Genomic DNA, 13,500 nt, shown 5'->3' on the forward strand with positions numbered 1-13,500 from the left:
GTCTTGCTCACTCCGGCGGCGGTCCGGCGGGCCGATCACCGGCCGGACCGCCCAGCTCACTCCAGGCGGCGCCGGGTGGGCCGCAGCGGCCCGGACAGGCGCGGGCCCGAGAGCCTGCGCTCCAGCCTGCCGAGCCGGGTGCGCACCGGCTGCGCCAGGTACTCGCCCAGCACCACCCCGGCGCCCAGCGCCAGCCCGGTCGCGGCCGCCAGCATCAGCGTCGACATGCCCGCCGGGTCCCGGACCACCGCGATCTCGTACAGGCCGCGGTAGGTCGCCAGCCCGGGCAGCAGTGGCGCCACGCCGGACACCGCGATCACCAGCGCCGGGATCCGCAGCCGCCGGGTCACCACGCCGCCCGCGACGCCGACGACGGTCGTGGCGACGGCGCCCGCGAGCACCGCGTTCAACCCCACCACGTTCGTCAGCGTGCCCGACACGCCCGCGGCGACCGCCCCGCCGAGCCCGGCGATGACCAGCGGCCGGGGCGGGGCGTAGCTGGCCAGCGCGAAGCAGGCCGAGGTGGAGGCGCCCGCGAGCGCCTGCACCGGGAGGTCCAGCGCCGTCGTCGACTCGATCCGCGCGGTGCCCACCTTCTGCAGCAGTTCCGCGGTGTCCCCGCCGAGCTGGTCGAAGACCTGCACCCCGACGTAGAGCGAGAGCACCACACCGGCGATCAGCCCGGCCGACATCAGCGCGAGCTCCGCGATCCGGCCGGCGGCGGTCACGTTGTACCCGGTGATCGCGTCCTGCATCGAGCCGACCACCGTCATCCCGGACAGCAGCACGATGATGCTCGCCGCGACCGCCAGCGCGGGCGTCGGGAGGATCCGCAGCATCGAACAGGCCAGCGCGATGCTCGTCGCGATCACCCCGCCGACCGCCTGCTGGAAGAAGAACGGCAGCGCCCGCTTGTTCAGGAACCGCCCGATCCGGTCCACCAGCGCCGTCGCCACCGCCGCCACCACGGCCAGCAGCGGGTCGCCGCCGCCGAGCAGCACCGACAGCGAGGCCGCCATGCCCGCCCACGCGAGGGTCGCCACCCAGCGCGGGAAGGGGTGCGGCGCCGAGGTGATCTTGTCCAGCTCGGAGTAGGCGTCCGACGCGGACAGCTCACCGGCGGTGATCTTGCGGACCAGGTCCTCCACGTCGGCGAGCCGCGTGTAGTCGATGGACCGGTTGCGCACCACGCGCAGCGAGGTGATGGGCACCTCCTCGGTGCCCCGGTAGCAGGAGACGGTGATCGACGTGTAGATCACGTCGACCTCGCAGTGCGGCAGGCCGTAGGCGCTGACCACACCGATGATCGTCGCGGTGACGTCGGAAGCGCCCGCACCGCTGGCCATCTGGACCTCGCCGATGCGCAGCCCCAGGTCCATCACCAGGTGGACCGTTGATTCCTCGGGCAGTGCCGGCCCGTAAACGGCGTTGCGTGTCCCCACCGGCTCGGCCGGGTCGCGCCGCCGCAGCACACCACGGGCGCGCTGCGTGATTCCCACCGCAGACCTACCTTCCTGCTCGTCACCTCTGGGTGACCGCGTTGATCGTCCCCTCGGCCATCGGCCCGCACGCCGCGGCCGTTGCACCTCCGGTTCGTGTCCTCCATCACGAGCCTGACACCCGACCCGCGCGCCCGCGGGCGAGGGGCCGCCGGTCCGGCCGCTTCTCCGCCGACGACCACGGCCGATTACGATGTGCGCGCACGGCGCGGCCGTGCGCGCCGCTGTAGCTCAGTTGGTAGAGCACCCGCCTTGTAAGCGGACGGTCAGGGGTTCGAGTCCCCTCAGCGGCTCCGTGCGGCGCGGTCGAGGAGCGGCGTCCGGCGCGGGGGCATCGCGGGTGCGCCGTCCCCGGCGACTCCGGACGGGGCGCCCGCGGCATCGGGTTCGGCGGGGCCGACCGGTGCGACCGGGCACGACCCGATGGATTCGCCCTTTGATGATCGGTGATCGCGGCCCGGATCTGTACTACCCGACCGGGCGACGGATCGGTGCCGCCAGGGGAGCGGGATGACCACCACCTGGTCCGGGTTCCGCCACGCGCCGCGGACCGCCGCGCCGGGTCGCCGCCGGAAGCTTCGGCAGCGGATCAGAGCGCGGGATCACCCGCATTCGACAGGCGCAGCGGTGGCTGCGGCTGGCTGCGCCTGGCCGCGGCGTGGCTGCGCGAGCGCGACCGGAGGACCCCGGGGCGGGTGGGTGAGCGGGCGGATCAGGCCTCGGGGCGGAGGGCGATGATGCCGAAGACGCCGCCGGCCGGGTCGTGGACGACGGCGAACCGGCCGGGTTCGATGTCGAGCGGTCCGGTGAGGACGGTGCCGCCGAGCGCGGTCACCCGCTGCACGGCGACGTCGGCGTCGGGGACCGCGAAGTACGCGAGCCAGTGCGGTGGCACCTCGGCGGGCCAGTCGTCGCCGATCCGGACCATGCCGCCGATCTCACGGCCGCCGAGCCGCAGCAACCGGTAGTCGGTGCCCGCGACCTGCTGCGGGACGACCTCCCAGCCGAACAGCTCCCGGTAGAACTCGGCGGCGCGCTCCGGGTCGCGGGTGGCGAGCTCGTGCCAGCACGGTGCACCGGGCTCGTTCACCCGCGCGGAGCCGATCCGGCGGCGGGGCTGCCACAGGGCGACGGCGGCACCGGTGGGATCGGAGCCGACGGCGAACCGGCCCGCGTCGAACACGTCCACCGGCGCGACGTGCACCTGGCCGCCCGCCCGCTGGAAGGCCGCCGCGGTGGCGTCCACGTCGTCGGTGGACAGGTGGGTGGTCCAGAACGTCGGGCCGCGGGCCGGTTCGTACTGCGGGCCGATGCCGGCGACGGCCCCGCCCGCGCGCAGGGCGATCCGGTAGCCGCCGCTCTCGGGCCCGGTGTCCTGCACCGTCCAGCCGAGCAGTTCGGCGTAGAACTCCGCGGTGGTGCCGGGGTCGGCGGTGTGGAGGTCGACCCAGCAGGGCGTGCCCGGCGCGTACGACGTGATCTCCATCAGCGGCCCCCGTTCCGCGGACTGCGGTCACAGGACCCTTGACGTCCTGGTGCGACCGAGGCCCATAGTGGGCACTCGAATGTTGGGCGGGTCGTTCGAACGGCGCATCTCGATCAGGTCCCGACCGGCGAATGTGGTGGCGAATAGTGACCAATTGGTTGACCCATTACACGTACGGGTGAGGTCATGGGGGGACTTGTCCGTCCCCACAGCGTTGCCGCTGCTACCCAGAGGAGATCAGTGTGTCCCTGGCACGAGTGCTGACCGGCGTCGCCGGCGTGGCCCTGGCCGCCGCCGCCTTCGCCGTCCCCGCCCAGGCCGCCCCCGCGGCGGCCCCCAACGACATGCAGCCGATGATCATCGACGGCGAAGAGGCCACCGACGCTCCCTGGGCGGTTCGGCAGTTCAACGACGGTCAGGAGGCGTGTTCCGCCACCGCCATCGCGCCGGAGTGGGTGCTCACCGCCCAGCACTGCGTGGAAGGCGCCGGCGACGCCGTCAGCTTCCACGTGGGCAGCCTCAACCAGCACGAGGGCGAGGAGTTCAAGGCCAAGGCCGGCGGCGTGCACATCCACGACAGCGTCGACCTCGCGCTGGTCAACGTGGACCGCCCGATGGACGTCGAGTTCGCCCCGCTGGGCACCACCGGCGACGTGAACAACGGCGACACCGTCCAGGTCTACGGCTGGGGTGCCACCTGCACCGACCAGCCCGAGGCCCAGTGCCAGGCGGACAACCTGAAGGTGGCCGACGTCAAGGTCACCGACATCGCCTGCACCGACTACCGCGGCGGCACCGCGGTCTGCGCGGACCGCATCAACGGCATCACCGCCGGTGGCGACTCGGGCGGCCCGATGTTCTCCAACGGCAAGCAGGTCGGCGTGGCCTCCACCAGCGACCGCGCGACCTCGACCGCGTACAACAACATCACCGAGTACCGGGACTGGATCAAGGAGGTCGCCGGCGTCTGATCGCCGCGACACCAGCAAGACCCGGCAGCACCGCGTCCGGGGTCGCCACGGCGGCCCCGGACGCGTGCGTTTCCGGTGGCGCGCGGTGAGAGCGGGCTCACCCGCGGTCCCGGCCGCCCGGATGAAGATCGCAATTCCGGTGAACTCCGCGAAAATTCTCCGCGGGCAATCGCACTGAGCCCGGACGTGCCGTGCCGGCGGGCGTTTGCGCAGGTCACGTCCGCTGTCCGCATTTTCGATCAGTATGCGTGATAGATCGTTATCACTGCGCTGATGCGAGGCGCAACAATCCTGTCGTGCTCATCACGTGGAAAATCGAGTATCGCCTGGTAGTGCGGTCAGGAAACGGCTGAGTACCTGACGCGTTACGGATGTTCTGTTAAGTTGGCAAAGCATGACCGGCGACAAACCCAGCCATAACGGCGACGGACCGAATGGCGGACGGAATGCGGGGAGCGGTTCTTCCGCTCCGGTCGAGATCGGCATTCCGGTCGTCGCGGACGGTCCCGCACTCCACCGGATCACGCGTGATTCGCGAGTGCTCGATGTGAACTCGTCCTACGCGTACCTGTTGTGGTGCCGGGACTTCGCGCACACCACCGCGGTGGCGCGCGACGGCGGCGAAGTGGTCGGCTTCGTCACCGGCTACCGGCGTCCGGACGCCCCGGACGTGCTGATGGTGTGGCAGGTGGCGGTGGACGCGTCGCAGCGCGGTCGCGGAGTGGCGGGGCAGCTGCTCGGCCACCTGGTCGACCGGCTGGTGCCGGAAGGCGTGCGCTACCTGGAAACGACGATCACCGCGGACAACACCGCCTCGATCAAGCTCTTCTCCGCGCTGGCCAGGGACCGCGGTACCGAGCTGGCCCGCAGCGAGCTGTTCGGCGCCGACCTGTTCCCGGACGCGCACCTGGGCGAGGACCTTTACCGGATCGGCCCGTTCGCGGCCCCCGGCGCCGTGACGGGCGAAGCCGTCGCGGCACCGCGTCCGGCGGACTGACCGCGAGCGCGCCGCGCCGACCCGGTGCGAGCCGGGGACGCGGGGCGCGCGGGCGCGGACCGCGCCGCGCCGCAGGGACGAACGAGTTCCGACGGCAGGTCTCCGGGTGGGGACCATGACCGACTTGCAGCCGGTGGCCGCTCCGGCCGCCGCGAACGGAGGATCGTGAACGACATCTTCGCAAGCCTCGAATCCGAGGTCCGCAGTTACAGCCGCACCTGGCCGACGACGTTCGACAAGGCGGGCGGCAGCTGGCTCTACGGCGAGGACGGCACGCCCTACCTGGACTTCTTCGCCGGCGCCGGTGCGCTGAACTACGGGCACAACAACCCCCTGCTCAAGCGCAAGCTGATCGAGTACATCGAGCGGGACGGCGTCACGCACGGCCTGGACCAGGCCACCGCCGCCAAGCGCGAGTTCCTGGAGACCATCGACGAGAAGCTGCTGAAACCGCGCGGGCTGGACTACAAGGTCCAGTTCCCCGGGCCGACGGGCACGAACTCGGTGGAGTCCGCGCTGAAGCTGGTCCGGAAGATCACCGGCCGCGAGTCGATCATCAGCTTCACCAACGCGTTCCACGGCATGACGCTGGGTTCGCTGTCGGTCACCGGCAACTCGATGAAGCGCGGCGGCGCGGGCATCCCGCTGGTGCACTCCACGCCGATGCCCTACGACAACTACTTCGACGGGCAGTACCCGGACTTCCTGTACTTCGAGCGGTTGCTGGAGGACAGCGGTTCCGGCCTCAACGAGCCCGCCGCGGTGATCGTGGAGACGTTGCAGGGCGAGGGCGGCATCAACTCGTCCCGCCCGGAGTGGCTGCGCGGCCTGCGCGAGCTGTGCGACAAGCACGGCATGCTGCTCATCGTCGACGACGTGCAGATGGGCTGCGGGCGCACCGGTCCGTTCTTCAGCTTCGAAGAGGCCGGCATCACCCCGGACATCGTCTGCCTGTCCAAGTCCATCGGCGGCTACGGCCTGCCGCTGGCGCTGACGCTGATCAAGTCCGAGCACGACGTGTGGGAGCCCGGCGAGCACAACGGCACGTTCCGCGGCAACAACCCCGCGTTCGTGACGGCGTCCGAGGCGCTGAAGCTGTACTGGAGCGACGACGAGCTCCAGCGCGGCACCATCGCCAAGGGCGAGCGCGTCGGCCAGGTCATCGGCGAGATCGCCGACAAGTACGAGGGCGGCGTGGCGAAGGGCCGCGGCTTGGCGCGCGGCCTCGGCTTCGAGGACCCGGAGATCGCGGGCAAGATCTCGAAGGCGGCCTTCGACCGGAAGTTGATCCTGGAGACCTCCGGCCCGCAGAGCGAGGTGATCAAGATCATGCCGCCGCTGACCGTGTCGGATGAAGAGCTGGAGCAGGGTCTTCAGATCATCGTCGATTCCGTGCAAGCTGTGCTTGCCTGACAAAGACGTACGCGACGGCCGGCCCGCCCCAATCCCGGGCCGGCCGTCTCGTTCGGCACCACCGGTATCCCCGGCACCCCGAAGGAGGGCATTGTGTTCGTTCGCAGGCTCGACGAGGTCGAGAACACCGACGACGACATCCAGACCGAGAACTGGCGCAGCAAGCGCATCGTGCTGGCGCGGGAGAAGGTCGGTTTCTCGGTGCACGAGACGACCCTCTACGCCGGAACCGTGAACGACTTCTGGTACGCCAACCACATCGAAGCCGTCTTCGTGTACGAGGGCGAGGGCGAGCTGGAGAACAAGTCGACCGGTGAGGTCTTCCAGCTCAAGCCGGGCACGCTGTACATGCTCAACGAGCACGACAAGCACCAGGTCCGCCCGAAGACCGACATCCGCACGGTCTGCGTGTTCAACCCGCCGGTGACCGGTCGCGAGGTCCACGACGAGAACGGCGTGTACCCGCTGATCGTGGAGGACTGATCCGCCGACGGGTTCTCCGCCTCGAACCGCCCACGAGCCGCCGCCGCGGCCGTGGGCGGTTTTTCTTCGCCCGCATTCCGGATGCGTAATGACCGCGGGACTCGGGTAGCCGAGGAGCGTCTGGTTGCCTGCCGCGGTGCGCGACGCGTCCCCGGGAAGCCGGGGAATTGCCACCGAACGAGGAACCGAGAAATGGCGGCCGATTCCTGCGCGGAATCGGCCGCTCCGGCGGTAATTCGCGAAGGAGGCGCAACTGATGACCGTCGCGGACGTGACGACTCAGGACCGTTACCCGACTCGGCGAGGCACCGAGTCCGCGTTCATCGAACGCACCGACCCCGTGGTGTGGCCCGGGGTCCGCAGCGGCCCGGCCTCGGCCGAGGACCTCGCCGCGCACGACGAAAAGGGGTTCCACACGGTGCCTGACCTGCTGTCCCCCGCCGAGGTGCAGGAGTACTGGCAGGAGCTGGACCGGCTCACCAGGGACCCGGAGGTGCGCGCGGACGAGCGCACCGTCGTGGAGAAGGATTCCGGCCAGGTGCGTTCCCTGTTCGAGGTGCACCGCACCAGCGAACTGATCGCGGGATTGGTGCGGGATCCGCGGGTTCTCGACCGCGCGCGGCAGATCCTGGGATCCGACGTGTACGTGCACCAGAGCCGGATCAACTACATGCCCGGGTTCAAGGGAAGCGGTTTCTACTGGCATTCCGATTTCGAGACCTGGCACGCCGAGGACGGCCTTCCGGCGCCGCGCGCGGTGAGCATGTCGGTGGCGCTGACCGACAACTACCCGTTCAACGGCGGGCTGATGGTCATGCCCGGCGCGCAGCGCACCTACGTGTCCTGCGCGGGGCGCACGCCGGGGGACAACTACAAGTCCTCGCTGAAGGAGCAGAAGGTGGGGGTGCCGGGCGAGGACGACATCACCCGGCTCGGCTACGAGCACGGCATCGAGCAGTTCACCGGCCCGGCGGGCTCGGCGCTGTGGTTCGACTCGAACACGATGCACGGGTCCGGGAACAACATCACGCCGTTCCCGCGGTCGAACATCTTCATCGTGTTCAACAGCGTGCACAACGCACCGGTGGCGCCGTTCGCGGCCGAGCGGCCGCGGCCGGAGTTCGTCGCGGCGCGGGACACCGCGCCCATCACCCGCTGACCGCGGTTCCCCGGACCGGTGCGCCCCGGGCGCACCGGTCCGGCGTGCGAGCCACCCGGGCGACCGGCACGCTCGTAGCAGGCGTCACACTTGAGTCCCCAGAAGGGTTGGAATCTTGATCCCAATGGGCGAAGGTGGAGCCGGTTGACGACGTCACCCGTGAACGGGGCGGTCCAGGAGAGCGGATGAGTACACTGCGTCACCCGATCGCAGCGGTGCCCGTGGAGATGCGGGACAGCGTCACCACGCCCAGCGCCGCGCGGGTCTACGACTGGTTCCTCGGCGGGGCGCACAACTGGGAGATCGACCGCGCCTTCGGGCAGCGGGTCGTGGACATCATCCCGGACATCAAGTCCTACACCCGCGAGAACCGCCGCTTCCTGAACCGGGTGGTGCGCCACGCGCTCGACGCCGGGTTCCGGCAGTTCCTCGACATCGGTTCCGGGCTGCCCACCGTGGGCAACGTGCACGAGGTCGCCGAGCTGCACTGGAGCTCGGCCCCCGGCGCCGACGAGGACCGGGCCCGGGTCGTCTACGTGGACAACGACCCGGTCGTGCAGTCCCTGGGCGGGCTCATCCTCGACCGGGAGGGCGACCCGCGGCGGCACCACGCGCTGCGCGCCGACCCGATCGCCGACCCGGACGGGCTGTGGCCGCTGCTGGCCCGCACCGGGGTGTTCGACCTCGACGAGCCGACCTGCCTGCTGATGGTCTCGATGCTGCACTTCTCGAAGGACTCCGAACACCCGCACGAGTCGGTCGCCGCGCTGCGGGAACGGCTGCCCGCAGGCTCGCTGCTGGCCGTGTCGCACTGGACGACCTCGGACGCGACCGAGCAGGAGCAGGTGGCGAACGAGCGGCTGGTGGAGGCATACGAGCACTCCACGCACCCCGGTCAGCTGCGCTCCAGCGCGGAGATCCGGGACTTCTTCGGCGACTTCGAGATGCTGGAGCCGGGACTGGTGTACGCGCCGAGCTGGCGCCCCGACGGCCACGAGGAGTTCACCGGCGACCCGGAGCGGTCCCGGATGCTCGCCGGCGTCGCCCGCAAGCGCTGATCAGGGCGCGGCCAGCTGGGGGTCCAGGCCCAGGTAGCGGCGCTCGTTGAACTTCTCGCCCGCGCAGGACGCGCCGAGGTCGTGGCCGATCCGCTCCACCACGTCCGCCAGCTCCAGCCGGGACAGCCACGGCCGCGGCAGCGCCGCCGTGCCGTGCCGGGCGCCGAGCAGCGCGCCGGTGATCGCCGCGGTGCTGTCGCTGTGCCCGGAGTGGTTCGCCGCGAGGCGCAGCGCCGCCGGGAACTGCTCCGGCCGGGGCAGCGCCAGCGCGCAGTACACGCCGATGGCCAGCGCCTCCGGCCCGATCCAGCCCTGGCCGAGCCGTTCCACGTGCGCGACGGAGGCGCCCGTCCGGGCCAGGGTCGCGGCCTCCGCGAGCAGCCCGGCGGTCTCGCCGTCGTCGCGCAGCACGCGGCCGGTGGCCTGGTCCACCGCTTCCGGCAGCCGCCTGCCCTGCACGGCGACCAGGTGCACGATCAGCGACAGCGTGCCCGCGGACGCCCAGCCGCCCGCGCCGCCGTGGGTGAGCGCGGCGAGCCGGCAGCCGAGGCCGTAGGCGATGGTGGCGCTGGGGGCGAAGCCGATCGGGGAGCTGCGGTCCACGCCGCCGCAGCCCTTGGAGCTGTTGCGCGGCCGGTCGGGGCTGCCGAGCTCCGGTTCGCCGAGCGCGCGCAGGCTGGTCAGCCCGGGAGCGCGGCTGGCGTACAGCTCGCCCTCGGCGAGCAGGCCGGTCGCACCGGGCGGCGGCTTCGACTCCTGCTGGGTGACCAGCCACCGCCGGTAGGCGGCGGTGACGGTCTCCACCGGGCGCCACTGGCCGCCGTTGTTGCCCTGGGTCCACGCGCTGAGGTAGCCCTCGCCGGTGAACAGCGTCATCTGGGTGGCGTCGCCGAGCAGCGCCTGCGCGGGCGGCTCGGTGATGCCCTGCTCGCCGTGCTCGGCTCGTATCCCGTCGAGCTGCTGGAACTCGACGGGCGCGCCGAGCGCGTCGCCGAGCGCCCCGCCGAGCAGGCAGCCCACGGCGCGATCGACCACTGTGGACGGGGTGGGCACGCGGCGGGCTCCTTCTCGGGCGGCGCTTCGAACGATGATCGATCAGGGGCCGACTCTACTGGGCGGTACCGCGGGCCCGGCGCCGATCCGCCCACCGCGAGCATCTTCGCCGCGTGCGATGCGGCACCCCGCACCGGACGCCGAGATCGATGAATGATCAACTTTCGCCCACCGGCCGGGTGAGCCGCGCGGTCGCCGGGCGCGGCGCGCGGGAACGTCACCGTGTTGGGCCGATCGGGTGACGCCCGGCCAGGTGCGGCCGGGTGCCGAGCCGGAGATCGCTACCGTGTGTCCGCTTCGCCGAGAGTGGACTCCGCGAGCCCGGGTGACCGAAACTGGCGAGGATCGAACACGCAGCGAACGGCAGGTGTCGAGGGGCATGCAGGGGCAGGACGCCGTGCCCGGCGGAACGGGCTCCGACCAGGTCGTCGGCTCCGGCCCGCCCGGGTTCACCTTCCGGGTGCTCGGCCCGCTGGAGGTGCGGCTGGACGGCGAGCCGCTGCGGCTCGGCTCCGCCTCCGTGCGCGGCGCCTTCGCCTGCCTGCTGATGGAACCGAACCAGCTGGTCTCCATCGACCGGTTGATCGACACCCTCTGGGGCGACGAACCGCCCGCCACCGCCCGGACCATCGTGCACGGCTACATCTCGCGGATCCGCCGGCTGCTGCACGGCCACGGCGACCCGGACGCCCCCGGGCGGCCCGAGGTGCTCACCCGCTCGCCCGGCTACCTGCTGCGCATCGACCCCGAACGCGTCGACGCCCACCGCGCCCGCAAGCTGATCAACGACGCGCACGGCAAGGACGCGGCGGCCCGCGCCGAGCTGCTCACCGAAGCGCTGCAGCTGTGGCGCGGACCGGTGCTCTCCGGCATCGCCGCCGAACGGCTGCACCAGAGCGTCGGGACCAACCTCGACGAGCTGCGGCTGCTCGCCCTCGAAGAACGCATCGCCTCCGAGCTCGAACTCGGCAGGCACCACCGCCTCGTCATCGAGCTGTCCGCGCTCGTCGACCAGCACCCGCTGCGGGAACGCCTCACCTACCTGCTGATGCTCGCCGGCTACCGCTCCGGCAACCGCGCCGAGGCCCAGGCCCGCTACCACGCGCTGCGCGAACGGCTCTCGCACGAACTCGGCATCGACCCCGGCCCCGAAGTGCGCACCCTCTACGAGCGGCTGCTGCGCGACGACGAAGCCCTGCTCAGCGGCACCCAGCGGCAGGCCGACCGGGAGGTCGCCCCCGTCGGCCCGGTGCCCGCCGAGCTCCCGCCCGCCGTCGCCGGATTCGTCGGCCGCGAACGCGAGATGGCCGTGCTGGACCGCATGATCGAACGCGACCGCGGGGACACCACGCTGCTCGCCGTGCTCACCGGTACCGCGGGCGTCGGCAAGAGCGCCGTCGCCATCACCTGGGCCCACCGCGTCGCGAGCGCCTTCCCGGACGGGCAGCTCTACGCCTCGCTGCGCGGCTTCGACTCCGAGCGGGCGCCGCTGTCCCCGGGCGAGGCGCTGACCAGCATGCTCAAGACGCTCGGTGTCGCCGCCGACGCGATCCCCGTCGACCTCGACGACCGGGCCGCGCTGTACCGGTCGCTGCTCGCCGACCGGCGGGTGCTGGTGCTGCTGGACAACGCCCGCGACTCCGAGCAGGTGCGTCCGCTGGTGCCCTCCAGCTCCCGCTCCCTGGTGCTGGTCACCAGCAGGCGCAGGCTCGACGGGCTCGTCGTGCGCAGCGGCGCGCGGGTGCTGCCGCTGGAGACGCTGCCCACCGAATCCGCCGTCGCCCTGCTCGACCGGGCGGGCGGCATCGACGGCTCCGCTGCCGAACCCGAAGCCACCCGCGCGCTCGCCGAGCTGTGCGGCGGGCTGCCGCTGGCGCTGCGCATCGCCGCCGCGCGGCTCGCCGCCAACCCCGCCCGCGGTGTCGCGAGCCTGGTCCGGGAGCTCACCGACGAGGGCAACCGGCTGCACGCGCTGGACATCGACGACGCCGACACCAGCGTGCGCCGCGCCTTCGACATCTCCTACCGGAACCTGCACCCGGTGCACGCGGCCACCTTCCGGCAGCTCGGCCTGGTGCCCGGGCACACGTTCACCGCGCACGCGGTGGCCGCCGTCTGCGAGACCGATCCGCCCGCCGCCTACCGGCGGCTGCGGGCGCTGGCGCTGGCGCACCTGGTCACCGAGCCGGAACCGGACCGGTTCGGCATGCACGACCTGCTGCGGCTCTACGCGCGGGAACTGCTCACCGCCCCGGACGGGCCCGACGCGCGGCCGGAGCACGCGGGCGTCGCGGAACGCGACGAGAAGGCATTCACCCGGCTGCTGCACTACTACCTGGTGGTCGCCGACCACGCCCGGCGCTTCCTGCGGCCCGCTCGGGACGACCTCGACCTCTCCGGCGACTCGACCATCGAGCAGCCCGAGATCCGGAACCGGACCGAGGCGCTGGCCTGGTTCGACTCGGAGTGGCCGAACCTGGTCGCCGCGGTGCGCGCGGCGCACGCCCACGGCCTGCACGAGTACGCGTGGCGGCTGGTGCGCTGCCAGTTCAACTACCTGGTGGTGCGCTGCCCGTGGGAGGACTGGATCCAGATCTACACGGTGGGCCTGGAGTCGGCGCGGCTCGCCGCGGACCCGGTCGGGCAGGTGCTGATGCCCGCGGGTCTCGGCGTCGCCTACGCGCGCACCGGCGAGCACGACGAGGCGCTCGCGCACTACGCGGACTCCTACCGCTGCGCCGTCGCCACCGGCAACCCCGGTTGGCTGGCGATGGCCCAGGTCAACATGGGTGCGGTGCTGTTCCGTATGAAGCGCTTCGCGGAGGCGCAGGTGCACTGCCGAGACGCGCTGCGCGCCTACCGCACGCTCGGCGACCGGTACCGGGAAGCGGGGGCGCTGAACAACCTCGCCCAGGTCGAGCAGGCCAACGGGCGGCTCGCCGAGGCGCTGGAGCACCTGCTCGAAGCCGAGGTGATGTACCGCGAGGCGGACGACCTCGAAACGCTCGCCATGGTGCTGAACAACTGCGGTGAGGTCAGCATCGAGCTGGGCAGGCTCGACGACGGCGAGGGCTACCACCACGAGGCGCTCGACGTGGCGCAGCGCTGCGGCTCGGCGATGCACCAGGCCTCGGCCTACCTGGGCCTCGGCGACGTGGCGGTCTCCCGCGGCGACCGGTCGGTGGCCCGCACCCGGTGGGAGACGGCGCTGTCGATCTACGAGACCGGCGGCTCGCCGCGCGCCGCCCAGGCCAAGGCCCGGTTGACCTCGCTCGACGACGGCTGAGCGCCGTCCGCCGTGGACGTTTAGCCGACGTTTAGCGGGTGTCTAGTGCCCGCTGCGAGAGTGTCTTGCGTGCGGGTCGGCAGCAGCTGAGACCC

10 protein-coding genes and 1 tRNA gene are annotated in these 13,500 nt (G+C 71.9%); 8 read left to right on the plus strand and 3 right to left on the minus strand.

The window, feature by feature from the left end:
* Window positions 1-56: 56 nt before the first annotated feature.
* Window positions 57-1,499, minus strand: a complete 1,443-nt coding sequence (locus H1226_RS01880; protein ID WP_258345321.1) for a threonine/serine exporter family protein — start codon at window positions 1,497-1,499, stop codon at window positions 57-59.
* 220 nt (window positions 1,500-1,719) lie between these two features.
* Between H1226_RS01880 and H1226_RS01885 the strand changes: the two genes are divergently transcribed.
* A tRNA-Thr gene (locus H1226_RS01885) sits at window positions 1,720-1,792 on the plus strand.
* 419 nt (window positions 1,793-2,211) lie between these two features.
* Here the strand turns inward: H1226_RS01885 and H1226_RS01890 are convergent.
* The gene (locus H1226_RS01890) at window positions 2,212-2,985 is read right to left on the minus strand and encodes a VOC family protein (RefSeq protein WP_258345322.1); all 774 of its coding nucleotides are present in this window, start codon (window positions 2,983-2,985) and stop codon (window positions 2,212-2,214) included.
* A gap of 242 nt (window positions 2,986-3,227) precedes the next feature.
* On the opposite strand from H1226_RS01890, the gene H1226_RS01895 reads away from it, so the two are divergent.
* From H1226_RS01895 to H1226_RS01920, 6 genes are all read left to right on the plus strand, one after another.
* Window positions 3,228-3,956, plus strand: a complete 729-nt coding sequence (locus tag H1226_RS01895; RefSeq protein ID WP_258345326.1) for a S1 family peptidase — start codon at window positions 3,228-3,230, stop codon at window positions 3,954-3,956.
* A 394-nt stretch (window positions 3,957-4,350) separates the two neighbouring features.
* The gene (ectA, locus tag H1226_RS01900) at window positions 4,351-4,953 is read left to right on the plus strand and encodes a diaminobutyrate acetyltransferase (protein WP_224960828.1); all 603 of its coding nucleotides are present in this window, start codon (window positions 4,351-4,353) and stop codon (window positions 4,951-4,953) included.
* Window positions 4,954-5,118: 165 nt separating this feature from the next.
* The gene (ectB, locus tag H1226_RS01905; RefSeq protein ID WP_224960831.1) at window positions 5,119-6,366 is read left to right on the plus strand and encodes a diaminobutyrate--2-oxoglutarate transaminase; all 1,248 of its coding nucleotides are present in this window, start codon (window positions 5,119-5,121) and stop codon (window positions 6,364-6,366) included.
* Window positions 6,367-6,459: 93 nt separating this feature from the next.
* Window positions 6,460-6,849: an ectoine synthase gene (locus H1226_RS01910; RefSeq protein ID WP_224960833.1), complete on the plus strand. Its 390-nt coding sequence runs from the start codon at window positions 6,460-6,462 to the stop codon at window positions 6,847-6,849.
* Window positions 6,850-7,105: 256 nt separating this feature from the next.
* Window positions 7,106-8,008 (plus strand): ectoine hydroxylase, encoded by a 903-nt coding sequence (gene thpD / locus H1226_RS01915; RefSeq protein ID WP_258345331.1) that lies wholly within the window; start codon window positions 7,106-7,108, stop codon window positions 8,006-8,008.
* A 185-nt stretch (window positions 8,009-8,193) separates the two neighbouring features.
* Window positions 8,194-9,066, plus strand: coding sequence for an SAM-dependent methyltransferase (locus tag H1226_RS01920; protein WP_258345332.1), 873 nt, complete (start codon window positions 8,194-8,196; stop codon window positions 9,064-9,066).
* Here H1226_RS01920 and H1226_RS01925 read toward each other — a convergent pair whose 3' ends face one another.
* Window positions 9,067-10,119, minus strand: coding sequence for an ADP-ribosylglycohydrolase family protein (locus tag H1226_RS01925; RefSeq protein WP_258345335.1), 1,053 nt, complete (start codon window positions 10,117-10,119; stop codon window positions 9,067-9,069).
* Between the two features lie 379 nt (window positions 10,120-10,498).
* Here H1226_RS01925 and H1226_RS01930 point away from each other — a divergent pair, with 379 nt between their 5' ends.
* A complete protein-coding gene (locus tag H1226_RS01930; protein ID WP_258345338.1) occupies window positions 10,499-13,405 on the plus strand; it encodes an AfsR/SARP family transcriptional regulator in 2,907 nt (968 codons plus the stop codon).
* Window positions 13,406-13,500: the final 95 nt, after the last annotated feature.

This window comes from Saccharopolyspora gregorii (genome assembly GCF_024734405.1).
Taxonomy (GTDB): Bacteria; Actinomycetota; Actinomycetes; order Mycobacteriales; family Pseudonocardiaceae; genus Saccharopolyspora_C; species Saccharopolyspora_C gregorii.

Excerpts from the sequence above, each read along its gene's own strand:
- H1226_RS01890 (WP_258345322.1), bottom strand. The coding sequence starts at position 2,985 with ATGGAGATCACGTCGTACGCGCCGGGCACGCCCTGCTGGGTCGACCTC.
- ectA (WP_224960828.1), top strand. The coding sequence starts at position 4,351 with ATGACCGGCGACAAACCCAGCCATAACGGCGACGGACCGAATGGCGGA.
- thpD (WP_258345331.1), top strand. The coding sequence starts at position 7,106 with ATGACCGTCGCGGACGTGACGACTCAGGACCGTTACCCGACTCGGCGA.
- H1226_RS01920 (WP_258345332.1), top strand. The coding sequence starts at position 8,194 with ATGAGTACACTGCGTCACCCGATCGCAGCGGTGCCCGTGGAGATGCGG.
- H1226_RS01930 (WP_258345338.1), top strand. The coding sequence starts at position 10,499 with ATGCAGGGGCAGGACGCCGTGCCCGGCGGAACGGGCTCCGACCAGGTC.